The organism is Paenibacillus rubinfantis (assembly GCF_001486505.1).
Classification (GTDB): Bacteria; Bacillota; Bacilli; order Paenibacillales; family Paenibacillaceae; genus Fontibacillus; species Fontibacillus rubinfantis.
Map to the genome: position 1 here is coordinate 533,623 of NZ_LN909065.1, position 24,875 is coordinate 558,497.

General features: G+C 52.8%; 25 protein-coding genes. 2 read left to right on the forward strand and 23 right to left on the reverse strand.

What is annotated here, in order from left to right; all coding sequences use genetic code 11:
• Nucleotides 1–19 precede the first annotated feature (19 nt).
• From spoIIIAB to BN3277_RS13970, 8 genes are all read right to left on the reverse strand, one after another.
• Nucleotides 20–538 (reverse strand): stage III sporulation protein SpoIIIAB, encoded by a 519-nt coding sequence (gene spoIIIAB / locus BN3277_RS13935; protein WP_059043604.1) that lies wholly within the window; start codon nucleotides 536–538, stop codon nucleotides 20–22.
• Nucleotides 531–1,529: a stage III sporulation protein AA gene (gene spoIIIAA / locus BN3277_RS13940; protein ID WP_059043605.1), complete on the reverse strand. Its 999-nt coding sequence runs from the start codon at nucleotides 1,527–1,529 to the stop codon at nucleotides 531–533. The genes spoIIIAB and spoIIIAA overlap by 8 nt, the downstream gene beginning before the upstream one ends.
• A gap of 126 nt (nucleotides 1,530–1,655) precedes the next feature.
• Nucleotides 1,656–1,922 carry a YqhV family protein gene (locus BN3277_RS13945; RefSeq protein WP_059043607.1) on the reverse strand — a complete coding sequence of 89 codons (267 nt, stop codon included), beginning with the start codon at nucleotides 1,920–1,922 and terminating at the stop codon, nucleotides 1,656–1,658.
• Nucleotides 1,923–2,060: 138 nt separating this feature from the next.
• Entirely contained in the window at nucleotides 2,061–3,314 is a 1,254-nt protein-coding gene (locus tag BN3277_RS13950) for an aspartate kinase (protein ID WP_059043608.1), read from the reverse strand.
• A gap of 212 nt (nucleotides 3,315–3,526) precedes the next feature.
• A complete protein-coding gene (gene efp, locus BN3277_RS13955) occupies nucleotides 3,527–4,084 on the reverse strand; it encodes an elongation factor P (RefSeq protein WP_059043609.1) in 558 nt (185 codons plus the stop codon).
• A gap of 164 nt (nucleotides 4,085–4,248) precedes the next feature.
• Nucleotides 4,249–5,322 (reverse strand): M24 family metallopeptidase, encoded by a 1,074-nt coding sequence (locus BN3277_RS13960; RefSeq protein WP_059043611.1) that lies wholly within the window; start codon nucleotides 5,320–5,322, stop codon nucleotides 4,249–4,251.
• 104 nt (nucleotides 5,323–5,426) lie between these two features.
• Nucleotides 5,427–5,870, reverse strand: a complete 444-nt coding sequence (gene aroQ, locus BN3277_RS13965) for a type II 3-dehydroquinate dehydratase (RefSeq protein ID WP_059043613.1) — start codon at nucleotides 5,868–5,870, stop codon at nucleotides 5,427–5,429.
• An 87-nt stretch (nucleotides 5,871–5,957) separates the two neighbouring features.
• A complete protein-coding gene (locus tag BN3277_RS13970; RefSeq protein ID WP_059043615.1) occupies nucleotides 5,958–6,497 on the reverse strand; it encodes a YqhR family membrane protein in 540 nt (179 codons plus the stop codon).
• Between the two features lie 185 nt (nucleotides 6,498–6,682).
• Between BN3277_RS13970 and BN3277_RS13975 the strand changes: the two genes are divergently transcribed.
• Nucleotides 6,683–7,681, forward strand: coding sequence for a DUF1385 domain-containing protein (locus BN3277_RS13975; protein WP_059043617.1), 999 nt, complete (start codon nucleotides 6,683–6,685; stop codon nucleotides 7,679–7,681).
• A gap of 5 nt (nucleotides 7,682–7,686) precedes the next feature.
• The gene (locus tag BN3277_RS13980; RefSeq protein ID WP_059043619.1) at nucleotides 7,687–8,010 is read left to right on the forward strand and encodes a hypothetical protein; all 324 of its coding nucleotides are present in this window, start codon (nucleotides 7,687–7,689) and stop codon (nucleotides 8,008–8,010) included.
• 38 nt (nucleotides 8,011–8,048) lie between these two features.
• Here BN3277_RS13980 and BN3277_RS13985 read toward each other — a convergent pair whose 3' ends face one another.
• From BN3277_RS13985 to BN3277_RS14055, 15 genes are all read right to left on the reverse strand, one after another.
• A complete protein-coding gene (locus BN3277_RS13985; RefSeq protein ID WP_059043620.1) occupies nucleotides 8,049–9,023 on the reverse strand; it encodes a patatin-like phospholipase family protein in 975 nt (324 codons plus the stop codon).
• Between the two features lie 67 nt (nucleotides 9,024–9,090).
• On the reverse strand, nucleotides 9,091–10,806 hold the full coding sequence (locus tag BN3277_RS13990) for a proline--tRNA ligase (RefSeq protein WP_059043622.1): 1,716 nt from the start codon (nucleotides 10,804–10,806) through the stop codon (nucleotides 9,091–9,093).
• A 337-nt stretch (nucleotides 10,807–11,143) separates the two neighbouring features.
• Nucleotides 11,144–12,784, reverse strand: a complete 1,641-nt coding sequence (locus tag BN3277_RS13995) for a family 10 glycosylhydrolase (protein ID WP_059043624.1) — start codon at nucleotides 12,782–12,784, stop codon at nucleotides 11,144–11,146.
• A 135-nt stretch (nucleotides 12,785–12,919) separates the two neighbouring features.
• Nucleotides 12,920–13,345 (reverse strand): transcriptional regulator MntR, encoded by a 426-nt coding sequence (gene mntR, locus BN3277_RS14000; RefSeq protein WP_059043626.1) that lies wholly within the window; start codon nucleotides 13,343–13,345, stop codon nucleotides 12,920–12,922.
• A 131-nt stretch (nucleotides 13,346–13,476) separates the two neighbouring features.
• Nucleotides 13,477–14,190, reverse strand: a complete 714-nt coding sequence (locus BN3277_RS14005) for a cytochrome c biogenesis CcdA family protein (protein WP_059043628.1) — start codon at nucleotides 14,188–14,190, stop codon at nucleotides 13,477–13,479.
• Between the two features lie 26 nt (nucleotides 14,191–14,216).
• A complete protein-coding gene (locus BN3277_RS14010) occupies nucleotides 14,217–15,020 on the reverse strand; it encodes a metal ABC transporter permease (RefSeq protein ID WP_059043629.1) in 804 nt (267 codons plus the stop codon).
• Between the two features lie 12 nt (nucleotides 15,021–15,032).
• On the reverse strand, nucleotides 15,033–15,794 hold the full coding sequence (locus BN3277_RS14015) for a metal ABC transporter ATP-binding protein (RefSeq protein WP_059043631.1): 762 nt from the start codon (nucleotides 15,792–15,794) through the stop codon (nucleotides 15,033–15,035).
• A gap of 35 nt (nucleotides 15,795–15,829) precedes the next feature.
• Complete coding sequence (locus tag BN3277_RS14020; RefSeq protein WP_059043632.1) at nucleotides 15,830–16,828, reverse strand: metal ABC transporter substrate-binding protein; 999 nt, start codon at nucleotides 16,826–16,828, stop codon at nucleotides 15,830–15,832.
• Between the two features lie 178 nt (nucleotides 16,829–17,006).
• Complete coding sequence (gene metG / locus BN3277_RS14025; protein WP_059043634.1) at nucleotides 17,007–19,001, reverse strand: methionine--tRNA ligase; 1,995 nt, start codon at nucleotides 18,999–19,001, stop codon at nucleotides 17,007–17,009.
• 434 nt (nucleotides 19,002–19,435) lie between these two features.
• Nucleotides 19,436–19,717, reverse strand: coding sequence for a membrane protein insertion efficiency factor YidD (yidD, locus tag BN3277_RS14030; RefSeq protein ID WP_059043636.1), 282 nt, complete (start codon nucleotides 19,715–19,717; stop codon nucleotides 19,436–19,438).
• Nucleotide 19,718: 1 nt separating this feature from the next.
• Complete coding sequence (locus tag BN3277_RS14035; protein ID WP_059043638.1) at nucleotides 19,719–20,180, reverse strand: Fur family transcriptional regulator; 462 nt, start codon at nucleotides 20,178–20,180, stop codon at nucleotides 19,719–19,721.
• A 150-nt stretch (nucleotides 20,181–20,330) separates the two neighbouring features.
• Nucleotides 20,331–21,614, reverse strand: coding sequence for a cellulase-like family protein (locus tag BN3277_RS14040; protein ID WP_059043640.1), 1,284 nt, complete (start codon nucleotides 21,612–21,614; stop codon nucleotides 20,331–20,333).
• A 52-nt stretch (nucleotides 21,615–21,666) separates the two neighbouring features.
• Nucleotides 21,667–22,470: a carbohydrate ABC transporter permease gene (locus tag BN3277_RS14045; RefSeq protein ID WP_059043642.1), complete on the reverse strand. Its 804-nt coding sequence runs from the start codon at nucleotides 22,468–22,470 to the stop codon at nucleotides 21,667–21,669.
• Nucleotides 22,467–23,402, reverse strand: a complete 936-nt coding sequence (locus tag BN3277_RS14050) for a carbohydrate ABC transporter permease (RefSeq protein ID WP_059043643.1) — start codon at nucleotides 23,400–23,402, stop codon at nucleotides 22,467–22,469. Before BN3277_RS14050 ends, BN3277_RS14045 begins: the two co-directional genes overlap by 4 nt.
• 71 nt (nucleotides 23,403–23,473) lie before the next feature.
• Nucleotides 23,474–24,868 (reverse strand): extracellular solute-binding protein, encoded by a 1,395-nt coding sequence (locus BN3277_RS14055; protein ID WP_059043645.1) that lies wholly within the window; start codon nucleotides 24,866–24,868, stop codon nucleotides 23,474–23,476.
• Between the last annotated feature and the right edge of the window lie 7 nt (nucleotides 24,869–24,875).

A 24,875-nucleotide genomic window follows, 5' to 3' on the forward strand; every position in this document is an offset into this window, starting at 1 on the left:
CCGTGGAGGGAAATGGTATTCAGTAGAACAAAATGACGATGAACGCTCCGCACAAAAGACCCAAGCTTCGATACATTTTTTCATAGCGGGCTTGTTCTTCCCGTGCCGCAGATTCCTCGCTTTCCAGCTGTCGCACCGCCGTGGCCAGGTGACCCAATTGGTCCTTCCGGTCGCTTGTCCCGAGCGTCAAGCTAAGCTGCCGGATGACCTCCTGCTCGGGTGCCTTCATCGCGGTATATTTCCACAGCTTCATCACGGCTTGCTCCAGGCTTTCTTGGGCGGTTAGCGGATGGGCAGCGCTCATATTGTCCGCCGCAGTCACGAAGATCGCCCGGATTGGCTCTCCGCTTTGCTCGCCGATTCTGCGAAGCGCATCCGGCAGCGGGGTAAAGCCGTACATGATCTCGGTCTCGAGCCGCCTCAAGGCAAGGATCAGCCGCCGAATTTGGCTAGGCCGGGCGGCGAATTGCCTGGCCTGCAGCCAACCTGCCAAGGTGGCGGTCAGCAGGACGAGCGCAGCTCCAAACATCTTAAGCATGCTCTTCCCTGCCTTTCCAGCTCGGGGCGGCTGCCGGGATCCCTCGGCGTTTGCCATCCCACAGCTTGAATGCCAGTCCCTTGTCCGTCCTTGCGAGCACCGCGTACATCTGGAAGAAGGAACTCTCCGCCAGCTTGGACAACGCCGGACGAGCGCCCAGATCATCCACGCTTGACCCGTGCGCCGTGGCAATCACCCGCACGCCGGCGTGCAGCGCTTCGGCTAAAGCCTCGGCGTCCTCCGGCCGCCCGATCTCGTCGACGATCAGCACGTCTGGCGACATCGAGCGAATCATCATCATGATTCCCTCGGCTTTTGGGCAGCCGTCCATCACATCGGTGCGCGGACCCACGTCGAAGCCGGGCACGCCCCGCTTGCTGCCGGCGATCTCCGAGCGCTCGTCGATGACCGCGACCTTCAGCCCCGGCCAACCCGCCTCGGGGTGCCCCCAGGTTCCGTTGCTGATCTGTCGGGCCAAATCGCGAATCAACGTCGTTTTACCTTGTTGCGGTGGCGACAGGATCAAGGTGTGTTGCACCGTCTTGTGCTTGAAGTCCAGCAGCTTGGGCAGGATCGGATCCGCGATGCCTCGAATCTCTCGGGCAATCCGCACATTAAACCCGCTGATATCGCGCAAGTGCTCAACCCTTCCTCCGCTTAACAGGGTTCTGCCAGCCAGTCCGATGCGATGGCCGCCGGCTATTGTGATAAACCCTTTGCGAAGCTCTTCCTCCATCGTGTAAAGCGAATGGTTGGTGATGAGATCAAGCAGGCGGTTGCCGTCCTGCTTACTCGGCTTGTATGCGGTGTCCGGATTCCTCGTCATCTCCCCATCGGGTGAAAGAAAAAAGTAGCGGCCGCCCGCATTAATCTCTAATGGACGTCCCTCGCGAATGCGGATTTCTTCCAAACCCGGAAAGATAGAGGGCGGGAGCTTCAGCAGCAAGGCCCGGAGATTGTCGGGAAATACGGTCAACCAACTCGGGTTCATAGGCGTACCCCCAAAACTCTTACTTTCATGCATGTCCATACCGTCTAATGCTTTCTCTTAATTGGATTGTTTTTTGCTATATCACATGTGTATGCTTGTACTTTGCCATTATGCTAGGGAAATCTATCATTTCTTTAAAATCCCGATTAAGAGACACGTCACCCCGCAGCCGATCCATACCATCTTCCCCCACGACAGCTTGTCGGCCATGCCGGCCAGTCCGATGGATGTAGTGACGAGCAGAATCGTCGGTCCAACGAACGCGAGCGCCGAATTGACGGCAAGTGCCTTGTCCACTCTGCCCAGCTTCAGCATGAGCAATGCAGCAAGGATTTCGATCGTTCCCGAGAAGATGCGCAGGGCTGCCATGCTGGTCACAAATTTATCAAGCATAAGTACCTCCTTCTTGTCCCATCTGTTCTCTTAACGATATGCCCGAATATCTCTATTTATTAAAAAAAATCCCCCGAAGCCATAGCTTCAGGGGATTCCCATTTTTCGCGTTTGATATGTTCTGTGGGTTATGCGGGTTTAGCGGCGATCCTGCGGCCCGCCAACAAAAGCGGTGCTTTCCGCATCCAGGCCGTATGCCGTATGCAATGCGGTTACAACCTCGTTCAGCTTACTTCCTTCGATCACGCAGGACACCTTGATTTCCGAGGTGCTGACCATGACGATATTAACGCCTTGCTTCGAGATGACGTCGAACATCTGTGCTGCGACGCCCGGATGGCTGACCATGCCGGCGCCTACGATCGACACTTTCACGAGCCCTTCCTCGGAAGTTACCTTCTCATAAGGCAACTCGCCGCGGATGCCTTCCAGTACCTTCACTGCATTGTCGCAATCGGACAAGGCCACCGTAAAGGAGAAGTCCGCTTTGCCGTCCGTTACGCCGCTTTGAACGATGATGTCCACGTCGATTTTCGCAGCAGCCAGAGAACCAAACACCTTGGCCAGCACGCCGGGCACATGCGACACGCCCATGATGCTGATCCGCGCCACGTTTTTATCATAAGCGATCCCGCTCACTACCACACCTTGTTCCATATTGACTTCCTCCTTCACGACCGTACCTTCATGATAGTTAAAGCTGGAGCGAACCACGAGCCGAACCTTGTTGTGCTTCGCATATTCCACCGCGCGAGGATGCAGGACCGCCGCACCTAGGTTCGCAAGCTCAAGCATTTCGTCATACGAGATTTCGTTCAGCTTGCGGGCGTTCTTCACGATCCGCGGGTCGGTGGAATACACGCCGTCCACGTCCGTATAAATCTCGCAATAATCCGCTCCCGTCGCCGCGGCCAGGGCCACCGCCGTCGTGTCGGAACCGCCGCGCCCAAACGTGGTGATCTCCCCGTCCTCCGTCATGCCCTGGAAGCCGGCAACGATGACGATATGACCTTCGTCCAGCGATTTCAACACCCGCTCCGGTTGAATCTCGGTAATCCGGGCTCTGCCGTGCTCCGCCTCCGTGCGGAAGCCAGCCTGCCAGCCCGTATAGGAAACGGCTTTAGCGCCAAGCGCGTCGATGGCCATCGCCAACAACGCGATGGAGATTTGCTCGCCGGTCGTCATCAACATATCCATTTCCCGCAAAGGCGGATTTTGATTCAGCTGTTTGGCCTGATCAATCAAATCATCCGTCGTGTCGCCCATCGCGGAGACAACAACCATTACTTGATGCCCTTCCTGCTGTTTTTCCACAACGCGCCGGGCGACGCGCTGCATACGCTCCGTATCGCCTACGGAGCTGCCTCCAAATTTCATCACGTATAAAGCCAAGTCAGACCCTCCCTAATGGTGCCCCGAATCGGAGCATTCAGCCCATTGAATCCAGTAACGCTTTAAACCAGTATAATACGAAAGACCCGAAGTTCGTCAATGGTTTTGCGGATATTAACAAAAATTCCCCCACCTGATTCAGATGGAGGATGCCCTTTACGGCCAAGGCCCCGCCTGAAGCGGAGCATTGTACCAAACAACCGCAGGGTGTGTTATGCCCGCGAAATATATTTGCCTTCGCGCGTATCGATCAAGAGGACGTCGTCTTCATTAATGAAGAGCGGAACTTGAACGTTCAAACCGGTTTCGACTTTGGCGTTTTTGGTTGCGCCGGTAGCCGTATTGCCTTTGATCCCCGGTTCGGTTTCAATAACCTTCAGCTCAACGCTGTTTGGCAGGTTAATCCCAAGGATTTCACCTTGATAGCTGACGATCTTCACGTTCATATTTTCTTTCAGGAAGTTCAGCTCCCATTTCAACTGATCCGAAGTCAATGTGAATTGATCGTAGGTTTCGTTGTCCATGAACGTATGCTCTTGGCCGCTGGCATACAGGTATTGCACGTCGCGGTTTTCAATCATCGCCCGGCCGATAGTTTCACCAGCGCGGAACGTTTTTTCCACCGTGTTGCCGTTACGCAGGTTTTTCAGCTTGGAACGGACGAACGCTGCGCCCTTTCCCGGTTTTACGTGTTGAAACTCCAGCACCGTATAAATGTCGCCGTCCACCTCGACGGTCAAGCCTGTTTTAAAATCGTTTACTGAAATCACAAAAAGTACCTCCTCAAGTGGGTTAACACCTCTATTAAAATTGAAAAATACCTAATATTCAAGCTGCCCACGTAAGCTGCCGTTTCCCCACGTTTGGAGTCCCTGCGAAACCACGTTATTACAGCCGGGCGTCCGGCCTTCTGAAAACCGGCGGCAACCCTAGTTTAACCAAGCGAGATCCAATCCTTCGTCGACTCTGTCAAGCGGCGAACTCCGGTTTCCGTGATCACAACGTCGTCCTCGATGCGAACCCCGCCGATTCCCGGCAAATAAATCCCCGGTTCCACGGTGACGACCATCCCCGGCTTTAACACCGTGTCGCTCGCTTTGGATACGCGCGGAGCCTCATGCACTTCCATCCCGAGACCATGTCCGGTGCTGTGACCAAACTCTTCACCGTAACCGTAACGGGTAATCACGTCGCGTGCCAAGGCGTCCGCTTCTCGCCCCGTCATCCCCGGACGCAGGAATTCCAGCGTATGCATCTGGGCTTCCAGGACGATATCGTAAATTTCGCGCAGCTTGGCACTTGGCGTTCCCAAAGCCACCGTCCGCGTAATATCGGAGCAATAACCTTTATACAAAGCGCCGAAATCCATCGTTACCAGCTCGTTCGCTTGCATGATGCGTTCGCTGGCTCTCCCGTGAGGCAATGCGGAGCGTTCACCGGAAGCCATAATCGTATCAAACGAAGGTCCGGTCGCGCCGTTCTTCTTCATGAACGTTTCCAGCTCTAGTGCGGCATCCCACTCGCTCATTCCCGGCTTCAGGACGTCCAGCATATGCAGGAAGGTCTTGTCAGCCAATTCGGCGGCTTCCTTCATGATCGCCAATTCCTCGTCGTCTTTGAAGATCCGCAGCTCTTCTACCAATCCGCTTAGCGGAACCAGCGTCACCGGCTTCAGCTCACGCTCGTAAGTCCGGTAGGTGGCGAACACCATCTGCTCTTCCTCAAAGCCAAGCCGGTTGATGTTCTCTTGCTTCAGCAGGCTTTGGATGGTTCCGGTGACCGAAGGCCCGTGGTCGACGATTTCGAACCCGGGTGCCTGTTCGGCCGCCTGCGTCAAATAACGGAAGTCCGTCAACAACCATGCCTTGTGAGGCGTAATCAGGACATAGCCGGAACTCCCCGTAAATCCCGTCAAATAGCGGCGGTTCACTTCTCCGGTAATCAGCACGGCTTCGATCTGCTGCGATTTTATCGCCTCGCGGAGCCGTTCTACACGTGTACTCGCCATACCCAACTCTCTCCCTTATTATAAGGTAGTTCAAAAGGTCATCTTTGGATCACGAAGCATACTTTCATTCGCGCGAAATCCCTGCATTTGTGCAGTTATTCATCTCAAACCAACCGATCCAAATGACGCTTTAATGCCAACAAGCCCATTTCATATCCGTAGGCTCCGAAGCCGGAGATCTGTCCGACGGCGATCGGCGCGATCACCGAGGTGTGCCGGAACGCTTCGCGGGCGTGGATATTGGACAAGTGGACTTCAACCACAGGAAGACTCACCGAAGTCAGGGCATCCCGCAACGCATAGCTGTAATGCGTCAGTGCGCCCGGATTCAGCAATATCCCGTCTGTATTTCCGTAGGCGGCATGAATTCGATCGATCAGCTCACCCTCATGGTTGGACTGAAAGAAGGACAGCTCCAGCCCGCTTTGCGCGGCCAGTTCCTTGAGCTTGTCTTCGATGTCACTGAGTCGCTCGGAACCGTAAACGCCGGGCTCGCGCACGCCAAGCATATTCAAGTTTGGTCCGTTCATCACCAGGATGCGGTACATGGCGGCTCCCCCTTTCCGAAAAATAACCAAAAATAATTTTAACATAGGAGGGAGTCGCTTGAGAAGCTATAACTTTTTAGCCTACCTTTATTGAAGTGCTTGTTCCCGAGCCTTGTTTGGTTCGCGCGACCGTTCGTCCGTATATTCCTCCGCCGTGGTATAGCCAATGAACAGCCCCCACAATAAATAGAGGCAAAATTCGCTGATAATCGTGGTCCGCGACAGCTCGCGTAATGAGGGAATCAGGTCGAGCAGCGGGCCTAGCACCCCAAATAAAATACCCCACCAGGCGATGCCGTACAGAATCCCCGGGCCGGGGCCCTTCAGTTTGCGGAACGCCAATACATAAAGCATCGTTGCCAGAATGGACAACACGATAAATGACAACCATCCGATGTAATACCCGGCTTGACTATGCAGGAACGAATTTTTGAAGAAAGGCTCCACCAGATAACCGGGCAGAACCGAGGTAAAGCCCATGTAGAAAAACACCCCTTTTACCCCTCCCCAGATTAATCCGGCAAATAAGCCGATCTCCAGCGAGTACATCCAAATGTTGGTGTTTTCCCGCCGTTGCTGACGCCAAGGCTGAACCTTCCCCCTTGATTTCTCCTTGTCCGCTTTCATTCGCATCCTTCCCTTCCATAGAAATATTTTCATTTCCTTTTTTGAAGGTTAGTATGCGCATTTCCAAAAAGACTAATCAAACTAGAATTTGCCCGCAAAGTCCGTTACAATGGAATCATTACAAATCTTCAAAACCAAGCCGTTTACGCCACACTAAACTTATCTATTGTAGGAAGGTGAAAGTTTTGCCTGAACAATCTGCACCGACGATTTACGGCGGCCAAGCCGTTATTGAAGGCGTCATGTTCGGTGGAAAATATGTCAACGTGACCGCCGTACGCCGAAAGACCGGGGAAATCAGCTTTTTGGAGGTCCCCAAGGAAGATAAGGATTGGGTCAAACGGCTGCGCAAAGTTCCGCTGATTCGCGGAATTGTCAGCATCGTCGACTCCAGCGCCAAAGGCTCCAAGCACCTCAACTATTCGGCAGAGGCGATGGCCGATGACGAAATGGAACCGGAGGAACGCGCCAAACAGAAGGAAAAGGAAGAATCCGGCTTTTCCCTAACGATGCTGCTGGGTGTAGCAGTAGTTGGGGTCCTGTCCTTTATTGTGGGCAAGCTGATTTTCACCGTGGTACCCGCGCTCTTGGAGCAATACTTGTTCCAGCACGCTTTCGCCAGCCAAACGCTGCATACGCTCATAGAAGGTGTCATCAAAATTATTCTGTTGCTCGGTTATCTCTTCCTCATGTCCCAGACGCCCGTCATTAAACGGCTATTCCAATATCACGGGGCAGAGCATAAGGTTATCTCTGCGTATGAAGCAGGGGAAGAATTAACCCCGGCCAATGTGCAAAAATATAGCCGTCTGCATTACCGTTGCGGCAGCAGCTTTATCATTTTGACCGTAATTGTCGGCGTGATCATCTATTCCTTACCGATTTTCAGTTGGGATTCCATTTGGGAACGCGTCTACATTCGGGTGCTGCTGCTCCCGCTCGTCATTGGTCTCTCGTTTGAGATGCTGCGGTTCACCAATGCGGTTCGCGACATTCCGGTGTTGCGCTTCCTCGGATACCCTGGACTCTGGCTGCAGCTGCTGACGACAAAGGAACCGTCCGATGATCAGGTGGAAGTCTCCATCGCATCGTTTAATCGGATGCGCGAGCTGGATGCCCAATTGGAGCAAGTCGGCGTGATTGAGACGCCGGTTGGTACATCTTTGGATCCCTTGAAAGGATGAATAACATGAGAAAACAAGGCATCATGTTTTGGATCATCGTCCTTCTAGTTGCCATCGGCATTTTTGACAGTCTGTTTATCAGCCATCAGATTCCATGGAGCAGTATCATCATTCCAGTCGCTGTCGTTGGTATCGTGTTCCTGCTTTATAAATTCCCGCCGCGGAAATACCGGAAGACGCAACCGAAAGTCAAACCTTCGGCGCGCACGATGGCCAAGGTCGCCGCAGAACGCAAGCCGGCCCGAACCGAAAAACGCAAGGCGTATCCGTTTCAGGTCATCGAAGGCCAAAAAGGCAAAAACGACGACGATTTGCCTAAATATCATTAAATGTTGAAAGGACGGGGCTGCATCATGCGGCTCCGTCCTTATTTCTGCGCGACAAAAGATTGTTGGTACTTCTTAAACTGATCCTCGTAAACCTGCATGTTCCAGCTGCCAAAAAATCGGTCCCCCGCCAGAAATCCCGATTCGAACAACAGCAGGCTTTCCTCATCGCTGATATCAAATTGCGTTGTACCTATACCAAGCGTGGGGATCTTCACCGTGCGGTACCGGTTGGATTGCTCGATGTACCGCTCGTCATGGGCGGACAGCATGGTCTCGACGATTGCCTGCAGCATCGAAAACGGTCCGGTAATGCCATGCGGCTTGTTCGTGTTTTTCCCCACCATTTGAAAGCCTACGGTTGGAACCCGCCTCTCCCCTTGCCGCGGCTCCTCCCGGTCAAACAACCATAGGGGAAAGTTGCTGAGCAGCCCGCCGTCAACGATATGCAGAAATTGCTCAGCGAACGGTTTGCCTTTGGCCAGCTTCGGCGGAAGCCGCAACAGTACCGGATCAAAAAAATAAGGGATGCTGCAGCTCATGCGCACGGCTCGGGCCACCTCAAACGTTGCCGGGTTGATGCCGATCTTATCCAGATCATCCGGCAACACCATAATTTTGCCGCTGGTGATGTCCGAGGCGATGATGGTCAACTTCCCCGGAGTTAAGTCCCCAAACGTGCGAATCCCTTTAGCCAGCAAAATCTGGCGGACCCACTCCTCCAGCGCCTCACCTGCATATAGGCCTTTTTTGAACAAGATTCGCAGGGCCGGACCAACTAAAGCCAAATTGAAAATCGGCGCCCTCTTTAGAAATTTCGAGAAGGACGTGGTCATAATCAAATCTTTCATTTCGTCCGCAGAGTAACCTGCTGCAATCATGGAAGCAATGATCGAGCCGGACGAGGTTCCGGCCACGCGATGAAACCGCGCTCCGTATTTCTCGGCCGCCCGAACCGCACCGGCTAACGAAATTCCTTTGACCCCGCCGCCCTCAAACACTCCGTTCACCAGCATCAGGCACCTCCCTCCAACCCACATTCCGTCTACTGCTTATGTATGTCGGGAAAGGCTGTACGTATGCCTAAAGAACTTGTGCCGGAAGAAGCCGTTGTACCGCCTCGTCCAAGGGAATTAACTCCCGCTTCATCGAGGCCCGCTCCACCCATTCGACCTGACCTTGATCCGCGGTTTTGCCGATGATTACCCGATACGGAATTCCCAGCAGATCTGCATCATGGAATTTGCTGCCCGGACGTTCTTCCCGGTCATCCAGCAGGACCTCAACTCCGGACCGAGTCAACTGTTCATACAACTGCAAGGCGAGGTTCATTTGCTGCGGATGCGACACGGAGATCGGAATGAGGTGCACATGGTAAGGAGCGATCGATACCGGCCATTTCAGGCCATGTTGATCCTGATGTTGTTCGGCGATCGCAGACATCAGCCGGGACAGACCGATTCCATAACAGCCCATGATCATCGGCTGTTGATGTCCTTGAGCATCCAAAAATGCTGCGCCAAGCGCTTGGCTGTACTTGGTTCCGAGCTTAAACACATGGCCAACCTCAATGCCTCGCAGCAATTTGAGCTGACCCTCATGACAGCGCGGACAGGGATCCCCGTTAACAACGTTACGGAAGTCGCCGACGGTAGCTTCAGGCACATCGCGAGCTGGATAGACCCAGCGCAAATGGGTGTTGGCGGCATTTGCCCCTACGATGACATCTTTTATGCACGAAGCTTCCCGATCCAGGAGCACCGGGATATCCAGGCCGATCGGACCGGCATATCCCACCGGGGCGCCGGTTATTTTCTCGACAATCTCGCGATCGGCAAGCTGCACCGAATCCACGCCTAACCAAGCTGCCACCTTCAGTTCATTCACTTCGTGATCGCCACGCACAACGACCGCTATCGGTTCTTTTCCCTCAGGGACGTAAATCAGCGTTTTGAGGAATTGTTCAGGACCTGCGTGAAAGAACTCGCATAACTGTTCGATCGTATGCACGTCAGGCGTATCAACGGCCTCCGGAAGGGCTGAATCCGGGGCTTGATTCGGTTGGCTTTCGCTCGGTGGTGCCGAAGTTGCTTTTTCAAGATTTGCCGCATAATCGCAATCCCCGCACACGGCCACAAGATCCTCGCCGATATCGGCTAGGGCCATAAACTCATGGGTGCCTCCTTCCCCGCCAATCGTTCCAGGGTCGGCCTCTACTGCCCGGTATTCCAAGCCGCAACGCTGAAAGATCCTCTCATACGCAGCAACCATGGCATGGTAGGCGCGATCCAAGCCGGTCCAATCGGTATCAAAGGAATAGGCATCCTTCATCAAGAACTCTCGTCCGCGCAGCAAGCCAAACCGGGGGCGCCGCTCATCACGGAACTTCGTCTGAATTTGATAGAGCATAAGAGGCAACTTCCGGTAAGAATTCACTTCATCCCGCAGCAGCGAGGTGATCACCTCCTCATGCGTTGGACCTAGTGTAAATTCACGATCATTTCGATCCTTGAAGCGGATCAACTCGGGACCGTAGCGTTCATAACGACCGGATTCCCGCCACAGCTCGGCTGGTTGCATCGCCGGGAGCAGCACTTCCTGGGCTCCGGCCCGGTCCATCTCCTCGCGTACAATCCGTTCGATTCGATGCAGAACTTTTCGGCCCATCGGCAGGTAAGTGTAGATCCCCGCTGCTAATTGGCGAATATAACCGCCGCGTAGCAAATGTTGATGGCTCATCGCCTCGGCATCGGAAGGAGCCTCCCGTAAGGTTGGGGACAATAATCGACTTTGGCGCATATCAATGACCTCCTTCATCTGAAAAACAAAAAAAGACACATCCGTCAAGGGACGAATGTGTCGTGGTACCACCCTAATTCCACCACTTCAACTTGAAAGAGCTCAAGCAGTGCTCAAACCAAGGTAACGGTTGGCGACCGGCACGGGTTATTTTCCGCCAGGAAATATCCCCGTACAGCTCACAAGGCGGGAAAAATTCACGTGCGACAGAGACCTTCCAGCTCGCGGGTCTCCTCTCTGGGGACGCAGACGTTAATTTCGATCCTTGATCATAGCCGATGGAACGTTGAACTGATATTGAAAACGAATTTACCTTATTTGATTTTATCTGTCAAGGTTACATCCCATAGTAAGACTGCAGCAGCGGGATTAATCCCAGCGGGTTCTTGCGCAAATCCTTGGCGCTAAAGAAGATGCTGCCGCTGATTTCGGGAACCTGCCGGTTGTATTCCAACTGATCGATGATTTCCTGTGCGCTGGACCATCCGATCTCCGGCGTCCCCAGCTTATAAGGTGCATGGCCAATGTACAGCTTCACATTGGTCCCTCTCACCTCTCCGGCCCACCAGTCAGCCAACAGGTCGTAACGAACCTCTTTGCGTGTCATACTCCAATAGATTTGCGGAGCGACGTAATCGATCCACTCATTTTTGATCCAGGTCCGTACGTCGGCATAAGTGCTGTCGTACGCAGTGACACTGGCTTTCGTATCGGAGCCGGTCAAATCGCTGGACTTGTTCCGCCATACCCCATACGGGCTGATGCCATAGGATACGTTTGGTTTGGCTTGGGCAATGCTTTGGCCCAGCTTCTGGACGAACTGGTTGATGTTATCCCGGCGCCAGTCGCCTTTGGTTGCGATCTTCTTGGCGTTATAAGATTTAAACGCGGCGTCATCCGCGAATTTCTTCGAGGCGGTTTCTCCGGTCGGATAGAAATAATCGTCCAAATGAACGCCGTCGATATCGTATCCGTTCACCACTTCCATAATCGCACCAATAACATGATCCCGCGCTTCCGGAATCCCCGGATTGATATACAGCTTCCCGTCGAACTTCACGATCCATTCCGGATGTTGATTCGCCACGTGATTGGCCGGAAGCTTGCTGGCATCGCTGCCCGTGCTGGCGCGAAACGGATTAAACCAGGCGTGAAACTCCATGCCGCGGCGGTGCGTCTCCTCGATCAGGAACTGAAGTGGATCATATCCCGGATCCTTGCCGGCGGTCCCCGTCAAATAAGTGCTCCAAGGCACCAGCGACGACGGATAAATCGCATCCGCGGACGGGCGGACCTGAACGAACACCGCGTTCATGCCCATCGCCTGCACTTCATCCAGCAGTTGTACGTATTCGGCTTTTTGGGCCTCCACCTTGCCGTACGAGCTTTTGCTTGGCCAATCGAGGTTGGAGACGGTGGATACCCAAACCCCACGTAACCCATTCGCCGTATCACCTCCAGCCGGCGGTTGAGGCAGATGACTTGGCGGAACTTCTTCCACCGCGCCTGTGTCGGGAAGTGATGGAGTTATCATGGACCCGCTCGTTAAGGTGATCGTCCGCGTTGGTCCATTCCAGTCAACGGCAATCCCAAGTTGCTCGCTGACAAAGCGCAGCGGCACCATCGTTCGGCCGGAGCTGATTTCCACGGAAGCTTCCAAGCTGACGGTGCTCCCGCCTACTTGTACCGCGGAAGAACCTAGCGTAAGAACAATCGTGCTGCCGTCTTTTTGAATCGTTGCCGTTTTATCGGCTTGGGACCAGGCAACCTGGGCCCCCAGGTTCTCGCTGATAACCCGAAGCGGTACCATCGTGACGTTGGCCCCGGGCTTAATATACGGCGAAGCATCGGTGGACAACGCTTCTCCGTCAAGAATAATCCGAATGTCCGTTGCGGCAGCGGCCGCCGGCGTATTCCCGGAATAAGGCCATAAGAAGAGTAACACGAAGAAAGGAATAAACCATTTGCGAAATTTCATCAGAATCCTCCACATCATCATTATGTACGGACAAACCGCGCTACTCTCTTAAACGTCCCGTGGAGGCTAAGAGTTGCGCTCCCATGGCAAAAAAGAAAAAAGCATCTGCCTTATTCGAAAAGACAGATGCTTCCTCTATGATTCGTTGATTAACTCTTGATGGACATGCTCCAGATCGCGGATCCGGGAGCTGTCGCGTTTGAAATATTCTACGAGTGTGGCAATTCGTGTAATAGAGTCCCAGCTCAAGTGATGCTCGATGCCTTCGACGTCTTTATAAATGTTCTCGTGCTCGACCCCGATCATGCCGAGAAACTCCTCCAGCAGTTGGTGCCGGTCCACAAGGCGTTTGCCGATTTTTTTCCCCTTGCTGGTCAGAACCAGGCCCCGGTATTTTTCGTAGATTAAATATTCATCCTTGTCCAATTTTTGAATCATCTTTGTGACGGAGGAAGGATGAACCTCCAAACCTTCCGCGATATCGGACACGCGCGCATATCCTTTCTCGTCGATCAGTTTGTAAATACGCTCCAAATAGTCTTCCATACTGGGCGTTGGCATCTATCGATTCCCTCTTTTCCATGAGTTGACGCGGACAAACATGTACGCAGGTTAACATTACTCTGTTAATGATACATGTTCTGATTGTCCGTTGGCAAGTGCGCATACGCACACCTCCCCTTCGTCTTCCCCTAGAACTTCAGCCACTCCGGCGTGATCTGCTGCAGCCAAATCGTAATTTGGGCCATGCGGTTCGTAAAGAGCAAAATCCCCATCAGCAGCATCAGGGCACCGCCGATTTTCATCATCAATGCGGAGTAACGAAGAATCCATTTGGTCGATCCGATAAAAAAAGCCAGCGCAAAAAAAGGCAGGGCAAATCCAAGCGTATACGCGGTAATTAGTCCAATCCAGGTTCCCGGCTCCGTCACGGCTAAAGCGATAATCGCCGCCAGGATCGGGCCAACGCAAGGCGACCAGCCTGCGGAGAAGCCGATGCCAAAAATAAACGAGCCAACGTACCCGGCCGGTTTAAATTTTAGGTCCATTTTCCGCTCCTTAAGCAAAAACTGCGGTTGAAAGATCCCCATGAGGAATAAGCCCATACAAATGATCAAGATGGCGGACAATTGCCGAATCAACCCGCGATATTGGTTGAAAAACTCACCAAACAGACCGGCGCCGAAACCCAGCGTGTAAAAGACAACGGAGAAGCCGAGAATAAACGCCAGCGTATGCGTCATCGTCCGGAACCGGACGTCCCGCTTGCTTTGCTCCGTCTTCAATTGCTGCACGGACATCCCGGTGATATACGACAAATAGGATGGATATAAAGGCAAGCAGCAGGGCGAGATGAAAGAAGCCACTCCAGCGCCAAATGCAATCCCGAGATGGATGTCAGCCATAAGAACCCCCTATGTACCCTTGTGGACTAAGCCGAAAATCCCCTTTTGCCCAGCAAAGTTAATATCAGCATACAGATCAGCAATAACACGATCGTCGCGCCCGGCGCCAGATTCCAAATCCCTGCAATCATAAGGCCCGCCACCACGGCGATTTCGGCAATGATCACGGAGAAAACCACAGAGGATTTGAAGCTTCGCGCGATAAGCAAGCTGCAAGCCGCCGGAATCGTCAGCAACGCCGAAACGAGCAAGGCGCCAACGATTTTAATAGCTGTACTGATTACAAGTGCGGTCATTACCGTCAACAGCAGGTTCAGCACCTTGACCGGAATTCCGCTTACCGCGGCAGCGTCCTCTTCAAAGGTCAATAGGAAAAACTCTTTGAAAAAAGCAGCCACAACGATCACCACGATCAAAGTGACGGCAAGAACCACATAGACATCGGTCGTATCCAGCGTATAAATGCTGCCGAACAAATAACTGACGACATCCGTATTGTAACCCATTCCCAGCGTGAAGAACAGAGAAGCCAGTGCGACGCCACCGGACATAATGATGGCGATCGACAGCTCCGCGTAGCCTTTGTAGGCTTTACGCAGCTTTTCAATCGCAAATGAAGCGACAAGGGCAAAGGCCAGGCCGATACCAACGGGGTAGACGCCAACTAGAAAGCCTAGCGCTACTCCGGCAATTGTGACGTGGGCCAACGTATCTCCAATCATCGAGAGGCGGCGCAGCACCAGAAAAATCCCGATCAGCGGAGCCGTCAGCCCGATCAGTAGACCGCCGGCCAACGCTCTTTGAAAAAAATCAGCGGATAAAATCTCCAAAGTGAACAACTCCTAAACCAACGAATGCTGCAGATCCGGGATCGCGCAGTCCTGCTCGTGCGAGTGGCGCACGTAAAATTTAATCGCCCCGCAATGGTCGCGGGGCTCCTGGCCCAGCTTCCCTTCAATCATGCTGATATCGTGGGAGACCATCAGAAAAGTCATATGATGATGGGCGTGCATATGAAAGATTAATTCAAAAAAGTCGGCTTGTGTTTGCGCGTCAATGCCAACGGTTGGTTCATCCAACACGAGCAAATCAGGCTTGTTTACAAGCGCTCTCGCCAAAAATACCCGTTGCTGCTGGCCGCCCGACAGCTGACCGATCCGCTTATCCTGGATTTCACCGATGCGCATCACTTCCAGCGCATCATCGCATTTGCGCTGCTCCTCGCGGCCAATCCGGCGGAACAGCTTCTTGTTGTTGTATAAGCCAGACAACACCACTTCACGGACCGTCGCCGGAAATAGCGGGTTAAAGGCGTTTTTTTGTGGCACGTAGCCGATGCGTTCCCAATCGCGGAACCGCCGAATCGGCTCGCCAAACAAGCGAATTTGTCCTTCCGTTGGCTGCAGCAACCCTACCATCATCCGCAGCAGCGTCGTTTTCCCCGCTCCGTTGGAACCAATCACGCCGACGAAATCCCGCTCGCGAACCCGAAAGCTGAAGTCGGAGATCACTTTCTGCTCCTGATAGGCGAAAGAGACGTGGTCGAGCTCGATGACACTGTCGTGACAAACGGCATCCTGTACCGTATTTTTGTCGGTTTTCATTTCCTTAGCGTCCTTCCGGTACTAGTAGTTTCTTCTTATTGTAGAGCTTGGATCAGATTTTGCAAATTTTTCTCCATGAGCGTAAAGTAATTGTCCCCCGCCTGCGCTTGAGCTTTCGTCAACCCTTCGACCGGATTTAAGACCAAGGTCTCCACCCCCGCCTCTGACGCCAAGGTCTTCGCCAGTTTATCCGATACGAGCTCCTCGAAGAAAATATATCGAATGCCCTCTTCCTTCACCAGCTTCGACAATGCCACCAGGTCTTGGGCCCGCGGCTCCGCTTCCGGCGAAAGTCCCATAATCGCGTGTTGCGTTAACCCATAATCCCGGCATAAATAACCAAAGGCTTGATGGGAGACGACGATTTCCTTATTGGGCAGCGCGGACAATTGCTCGGTAAACTTGGCGTCCAGCGCCTGCAGTTGACCCAGCAACTCCTGATACCGAGCTTCATAGGCTTCCTGATGCTCCGGATCTACGCTCACATAACTGTTCTTGATATTCTCCGCCATAACGATCGAAGATTTCGGGCTGACCCAGGTGTGCGGGTCCACGTGATGATCGGCCGCTTCTCCCTCATGCTCTGAGTTCGACTCCCCTTCATGCTCCGCTTCCTCGCCGTGTCCATGACCGTCGTCCCCATCCGCTTCAATCAAATCGATGCCTTGGCTGACCTCGACAGTTTCCACTTTGGCGTCGTTACCTAAACCTTTCAGAAAATTCGGAACCCAACCTTCCAGACCCGCACCGTTATACAAAAACAACTGGGCTTTGGACGCATTCAATATATCCTGGCTGCGTGGGGTCCAATCATGTGGCTCAACACCGGTCGGCAGTAAATTAATTACGTTAGCATCTTCCCCGCCAATCGCCTGGGCAAATTCATAAATCGGATAAAAGCTGGTAATGACGTTCACCTTACCCTCTACGATGGTTCCCCCGCTCGAGTTCTTCCCGCAGCCTGCCAATACCAACAGTAACGGAAGCAATACGGCTAAGAAGATGAGCCCCCGTTTATATCTATGTAAATACATCCCTAACTCCCTCTCTTAATCGTAATGATTACCAAAAGGATTATAGGCTCCTCCTCTGCTATTGTCAACCTCTATTATTCTTCCTTTAATAAAGGCGCAACAAACAAAACCGCCAGAGGAATGCTCCTCTGGCGGTCCGGACTACCGCGTTGTTCCGCGGTTGGCTCAAGTGTTGCTATTACTTCACGATAGCGCCGTTTGGCATTGTATCCGGCACCGTCGCCAACGTCAGTTGGTCCCCTTGCGAAGCGGCGAGGATCATCCCTTGCGACAGCTCACCACGCAGCTTCACCGGCTTCAGGTTCGTGACGCAAATGACTTTGCGGCCCACCAGCTCCTCCGGCTTGTAGAACTTGGCGATGCCTGATACGACTTGGCGCTGTTCGTACCCGAGAGAAAGCTGCAGCTTCAACAGCTTGTCGGCCTTTGGCACCGGCTCGCAGGCGAGCACCTGCGCCACGCGCAGCTCCACTTTGGCGAAATCGTCGATGCCGATTTCCTCCTTCGACTCCGGCTTCTCTACCTCCGGAGACGGAGCTGCTGCAGCTGCCGCCGCCCCGCCGCTCATCGAGTTTGAAATAAACTCGATTTCCTGCTCCGCGTCAAGCCGCGGGAAGATGGGCTCGCCTTTGACCAATTTCGTTCCGGCCGGAATCCGGCCAAACGTCTTGGCGCTCTCCCAGGTCGTGAGCTCCCCGGGAGCGATCCCCAGCTGCGCCCAGATCTTCGCCGGCGCCTGCGTCAAGAATGGCTGCAGCAGGATCGATGCAATCCGCAGCGACTCGGCCAGATGGGCCATGACCGAAGCAAGATCGCCTCGTTTCGCTTCGTCTTTTGCCAGCACCCATGGCTGCGTCTCGTCAATGTATTTGTTCGTACGGCTGATAAACGCGCCGATATGGGTGAGTGCTACGGAAAATTCCATATTCTCCATCACGTTCTCCACCTTGTGAACCGTATCCAACGCCGCTTGCTCCAGTTCGGCATCAAACGCCGTTGCATTTGGCTCGTAAGACGGTACTTCCCCGCCAAAGTACTTGTCAACCATCGCCACGGTGCGGTTCAACAGGTTGCCAAGGTCATTGGCGAGATCGGAGTTAACCCGTTGTACGAAGCTTTCCGGCGTAAACGAACCGTCCGAGCCAAATGGCACTTCGCGCAGCAAATAATATCGGGTTGCATCAAGCCCATAACGGTCGATCAGTACATTAGGGTCCATGACGTTGCCTTTCGATTTGGACATTTTGCCGCCCTTCATCAGCAACCAGCCGTGGCCAAACACCTTCTTCGGCAGCGGCAGCCCCAACGCCATCAGCATAATTGGCCAATAGATCGTGTGGAACCGGACGATTTCCTTACCGACCAGATGAACGTCCGCCGGCCAGTAGCGCTCATACAGCTCCGGATTGTCCGAGCCGTACCCCAGTGCTGTGATATAGTTGGACAAGGCATCGATCCACACGTACACCACATGCTTGGGATCGCCTTTAACCTTCACGCCCCAGTCGAAGGTCGTACGCGACACAGCGAGATCTTCGAGCCCTGGCTTGATGAAGTTGTTGATCATCTCGTTCTTGCGGGACTCCGGTTGGATAAACTCCGGATTTTCCTCATAATACTTCAGCAATCGGTCGACATATTTGCTCATCCGTAAGAAGTAACACTCTTCCTTCACCAGCTCCACGGCATGACCGCTCTCCGGACTTTTCCCGCCGATCACTTCACCTTTGTCATTACGAACGACATCCACCAGCTGCGATTCCGTATAATACGTCTCGTCGGGAATGCTGTACCAGCCTTCGTATTCGCCTTTGTAAATGTCCCCCTGCTTCAGCAAACGGTCGAAAATCTCCTCCACGACCTGTTTATGCCGCGGTTCCGTGGTGCGGATATAGTCGTCGTAGGAAATGTCCAGCTTCTCCCACAACTGCTTAATCCCTACTACAATGCCATCGACGAATTGCTGCGGGGTTTGGCCTTTTTCTTTGGCCTTCTGCTCGATCTTCTGTCCATGCTCATCCGTCCCTGTCAAATAGCGGACATCAAAGCCGCGCAGCCGCTTGTACCGCGCCATGGCATCCCCGGCTACCGTCGTATAAGCATGGCCGATATGCAGCTTATCGCTTGGGTAATAGATCGGCGTCGTGATATAGAATGTTGGTTTGTTGGACATCGCGATTCATCTCCTTTTATTCATGAAAAACAAAAAAACTCCCACCCCATCATGGGGCGAGAGAGTTCTCACGCGTTACCACCCAAATTCCCCGTACCTTCGCAGGCAACGGGCTCCATTGGTCGAAATCGACCGTCCGTTAACGCCGGACCTACGCCATTCCCTTACCCGGCACTGCGCGATAACCGCAGGCAACGTAGCTCGAGAACAGTTCCTCCCGGACCATATTCCAAAGACGATCCAGACCGGTTTGCAGCTCCCCCGGCTCTCTGTGGCTGGATCCAATCCCTGTACTCATCCGTTCACTGGAAACTATAGAGGTTGTTCAAAAAGTGATCTTCTCATCACGAAGCAGTTTTTGAACTTTCATTTATATTAAAAAAATTTCCAAACCGTGTCAAGCCGTAAGCAAGGCGGCTTTATCCCAGATACGATCAGGCTTGTCCGCCATTCAGCGGCGGTGTGCCCTGCTCTCCTCCGGGCTTCTTCTCCACCTTAGGGGGGACCGGATCATAACCGCCCGGATGGAACGGCTGGCATTTGACGATCCGTTTGGCCGCCAGCCAGGATCCTTTCAGCGGGCCATGCACCTCAATCGCCTCTAAAGCATACGCCGAGCAGGTCGGATAAAACCGGCAGGTTGGCGGCTTAAGCGGGGAAATAAATTTACGGTAAACATGAATTGGTGCCTGAAACGTTTTGCGGACCACGCCCATCTCAGGACACCTCGTTTGGCTCCGGTGCGGCATCCTGCGGCTTGCCGTCCGGACGGCAATTTTTACAATACCCGAAAACCTCGAATTTATGCTTCACGACCTGGAACTGCTCCGGCGCGTCCGTCAGCGGCATCGGGCAGAAATGGATTGGATACGTCTTCTCGCATTGCAGGCAGATCATATGATGGTGGTGATGGCCCTCGCTGCTGCAGCTGGCTCTGAACTTCAAGCCGTCCTCAAATACGACCTGCTCCAGCACGCCCAGCTCTTCCATGACCCGGAGATTCCGGTACACGGTATCAAAGCTGAGACCGCTGTACTCTTTGCCCATATATTCATAGACGTCCTTCGGGGTCAAATAACCGTCCCGCTCGGCAAACAGCTTGGCCAAACTTTTACGTTGGTCGGTAATCCGCAGCCCCCGGCTGGACATCACTTTAATAATTTCTTCGGTCGACAGCATGTGACATTCCTCCCGTCTGCACCTTGCTCCATGCGTCTTCTCTAATAATGCCCCAAATTATCAGCAGCGTCAATGCGATGGGATACAAGTCCGCGAAACCTAAAAGAACCCCTTTGCCTTAATGACAACAAAGGGGCGTTGGCGACGATCTCAACAATTCAAAATAAACCGGTTCCACTTCTGCTGCCAAGCTACGTCGGACCAGAAGGGATGATGTGGGGCACAGTTCGAGCAGAGCACCATCCCCCAAAATCCATACTCCATCCCTTTTCTTATCGCATACTCAGCGATGGCTTTGCCAACGGGACCTTCTTCGAATTGGGCGAGTAGCGGTGTATAACCGATATAACCTTCGCCGATCACGACCGGAATGCGGCGTTCCTCCGCCCAATCCGCGGTTTCCTGGAACCGTTCGTCCACCTTCTGCAACATCGCCTGCTTATGCGCACCGTAGTGATCATATAAGTACAAATCCCATTTCACCGGATCGCACCAGTCATGGATATACATGAGTTTAAGCCCAACCGGATTTTCATGCATTCGCCATTCCTCACCGTAGGGCAGTCGATAGTCCTCAAACGGAGGAGCATCCTCTCGGAGTAAAGAGCGCACCCCATCATTCGGAAACTCGAGATCCGGGTTGCGGATGCCCGTCTCCTCCATCAATTGCTGCAGTACGCCATTAATATACATATGAAAATGAGCAACCTGCTCGTTATCCGGTACACTGTCTTTGGAATAGGGTTCGTTCAGCGTGTAGCACCCGGTGATTCGCAGATCAGCATGCTGCTCTTGCAAAAAGGCAAGCGCCTCTACTACATAAGGCTTCGTAAACCGAATCAGCTTCCCTAACTCCCGGGACGGGATGCCCGCCTCCAACGCCATTTGACTCAAACGCCCAAATTCGATCTCATTATGCAATTCCACGTAAGCGATGCGGTCCCCTAGCCCAGCCGCTTTAATGAATCGGATCAGTTGATCCATCGACCGGGCCAACGCGATAAATCGTTCCTGCGGAGGAATCGTCTGCAGCGCTTCGAACAGCTCCGGCGTCCTCAGGAAACTTGGGCTCTGTTGGTATTCCCAAGAAGAGAGGATAATGAACATGTCGTATTGCTTGGCTAGTTTGAACAGATTTAATAGATGCTGGTGTCCGTCGATTTCCGCACCGCCCTTGCAATTATACCAGCGCGTCCTCACTCCCACTTGGCCAAGATTGGAGAAGGCCAAACGGATATTACGCGGGCCGTCCGCCGTAAACAGCAGATACGGCATCGCACAGATTCGAATCGTGTTGTAGCCCCTTTCTACCGCCTCCTTGAAGCATTGCTCCAAATCGTGAAACGGTTCCCCTGGCATCGTCATCGTATACCAGGAGAAATCCCACATCGTAATCGTCAGTTTGCGGGGAAGATGCGTCGTGATCTTGTTCATTCGATTCTCCTCCTTTGCGTAGAAGCTTGATTCCGACATTTCCGTTGCGCCCTTATCCCTTCACGGCTCCTGAAGTAATTCCTTTGATGAAGGAACGGCTTCCAAACAGGAAGATAATTAGAACAGGCAACGTCGATAACCCCAGCGCCGCCATTCGGGCACCATAATCAGTCCGGTGGACAAACCCCAGTGTTGAAACGAACAGCGGGATCGTATAGTTGTCGCTGTTATTGATGGTAACCAACGGCAGCAAGTAGTTGTTCCATGACCAGAGAAACACCAGCGTCGCTAGCGTGGCCAGCCCCGGCTTAATTAACGGAATGACGATGTTAAAGAAGATTCGCGGCTCCGACGCCCCGTCGATCCTCGCACACTCGATCACTTCATTTGGCACCGTGTCCTTGATAAATTGCACCATAAAAAAAGCCCCAAACGACCAAGCGCTCCAGATTAGGATGACGGAGAGCAGCGTGTTGCCGAACCCCAGCGTTCTCATCTCGATAACGTAGCCAATCAAGCCAACCTGACTGGGGACCATCATCGTAATGATAATAAAATAGCGTAGAAAACTCCTCAGCTTAAACTGGTATTTCGCTACCGCATAACCGATCAGAGTCGCTGTGAAAACGCCGATAAAAGCAGCGGAAATCGAAACGATCATACTGTTAAAGTAAACCTGAACAAAGTTGGTCTTAAATACGGTTTTCATGTTTTCCAGCATATAATCGGAAGGAATCAACGGCAGGCCCTTAAAGATATCTTCAGAATAGTACGTCGACATCATCAACATTACATAAAAAGGGAACAGCGATACGAGGGTAACTAGGCTGAGGAACGTCCATTTTACGACCTTCATTCCTGATCCCCCTTCCCCATGGAAAGTTTATAGCTGGCAATGGAGAAGACGACAATCAGCATAAATAGCGCATACGCAATCGTCGCACCATACCCAAATCGGACATTCATAAACGAATCGTTAACGAACTTCCAGATAATCGTCAGGGCCGCATTGTCCGGTCCGCCGACCTGGCTGGCCGTCCACCCCCCATACAACAGCTTCGGCTCATCAAACAGCTGCAGGCTGCCAATGATCGAAGTGACGATCAGAAATACGCTGATATTCCTCAGCAGCGGCAGCGTGATGCGAGTAAAGGTGTGGAAGCCTGTTGATCCGTCTACCTTCGCTGCCTCGTAGACATCTTGGGAAATGGCGGTCATCCCCGCCAAGTAGATCGCGATAAAGTAGCCCAGATTCCGCCACACAATCATTATTGCAATGATGATACGTGACAGCCAAGGGTCCTGTAACCAGTAGATCCCTTCCGTAAGGAAGCCCATCTTTACGAATAAGGCATTGATGATCCCGGTCTGCCAATCAAACATAAAGGAAAAAATGAAGCCGATGGCGACCGGCGTAGTAATATAAGGCAGAAAATTCGCCGTTTGAAATAACATGCGACCCTTGACCATGTTAAAAATAAGATAAGCCAACACCATACCGGATAAGATCAGAACAGGTAATGACATCAGCATGATCACAACCGTGTTATAGATCGATTTATAAAACAGCGGATCCTTCGTAAACAGCGTCACATAGTTACTGAATCCAACATACCGTTTGTCGCTAACGCCGTTCCACTCATGAAGGCTTAAGAAAAACGAGTAGATGACCGGATAAAACTGAAACGCCAAGTACAGAAGCACGAACGGCAGCGAAAATAAGTATGGCCACAGCCGAATTCCAAACCCCTTCCTCGGCTTGCGATTGACGATCGTTTGAGCACTCATCGTGGTTGGTCCCCCCTTCAGGAATTGTTTGGGGTGAGAAACGAGACGTTCTCACCCCGGCAATTCTCCGATTAGTTAATCGTCGCCTCAGGGGCCTGATTCTTGACGGCTTCCTTAAATTGCTCCAGAGCGCCGTCCACACCGATGCTCGTATCCTTCATCCACAGCGGGAACAGCGAATTAAACGCCGTCTGCACGATCGAATCGTATTTCGTTTGGGTTGATCCCGTCACTTCGGGCACGATGTCGTCGTAGAACGTCAAGCTCAGGTTTTGATTAAAGAACTGATCCAGCTCCGTTCCAGCCTCAAGCCAATCGCGATGCTCTTCAAAAAAGCTTTTGATCCCCGGCATATTCCCCAGCTTCTTGTAGTTCGTTTCCATGCCTTCCGTGGACAAATAGCAGAAGTAAATGTAAGCCCAGGCCGCTTCCTTGTTTTTGCTGTTCTTGTAGACACTGACGGAGGTTCCTCCGTACGTGAAACCGCCTTCAGGCGCGGCCATCAGTCCCCAGCGCCCGATGCCGTCCGGATCATTGGCTTGCACGTTCCATTTGGGACTCCACGGAGCCATCGGATAGAAAATATTATCGCCTTTCGCAAACGACGCGTTCCACCCCGGGGTATACCCCTCGTATTTACCAAGAATACCGGCGTCCCGCATGGTGAACAGTTTCTCGAACGGCGCCTTCATACGCTCCGTCAAGTCAATGGTGGATCCATTAATGTACGGCTGCTCGGTTTGCCCTTTCAACACGCGGTAGGCATCGTCGAAACTGGCGATCATCGTGACCGCACCACCGCTTTTTTCTTTGACTTCAACCCCTTTTTGGGTGAAGGTATTCCAATCCGGCAGCAACTTGGACAATTCGCTTGGATCGTCCGTACCCAGGTATTCCTTGGCAAGGTCTCGCCGGTACCCAAGTCCGGCGGGTGTAATCGATTGATCGACGCCAACCAGCTCGCCTTTGGTGTTCGAGAGAAGCGGCGGCAAATAATCCAGCAGTTGATCCTTGGAGAAGTGGTACGGAGCTTGCTCCAGATTGTCGAGCACATCAAGATCAAACAATTGCCCGCGGAAATTCATCTCGCCCAAGATGACGTCAGGCACCTCCGATCCGGAAGCAATCCCGCTTTGCAGCTTTTGCATGTAGTCGTTATTGTTGACGACGGTGTATTTCACTTTGACGTTTGGAAAGGTTTTGTTGAATTCCGGCACCATCGCGGTCAGGAAGGCTTCATCCCAGTCCCACACGATGATTTCGCCTTCGATATTTGTGGGAACCCCGCCGAGCGTTGGAGCTTCCCCTTCGGTATTGACCGAAGTCCCACCCGAAACCGACGGCGGCTCACCGGTGTTCCGATTGGCGGCAGAATCGCTCTTCGCGCACCCCGCCAATATCGCCGTGATCATCATTGCCAGCACCAAGAGCGTCACCCCACTCTTTTTCAGACGTTTGTTCTTCATATTAACC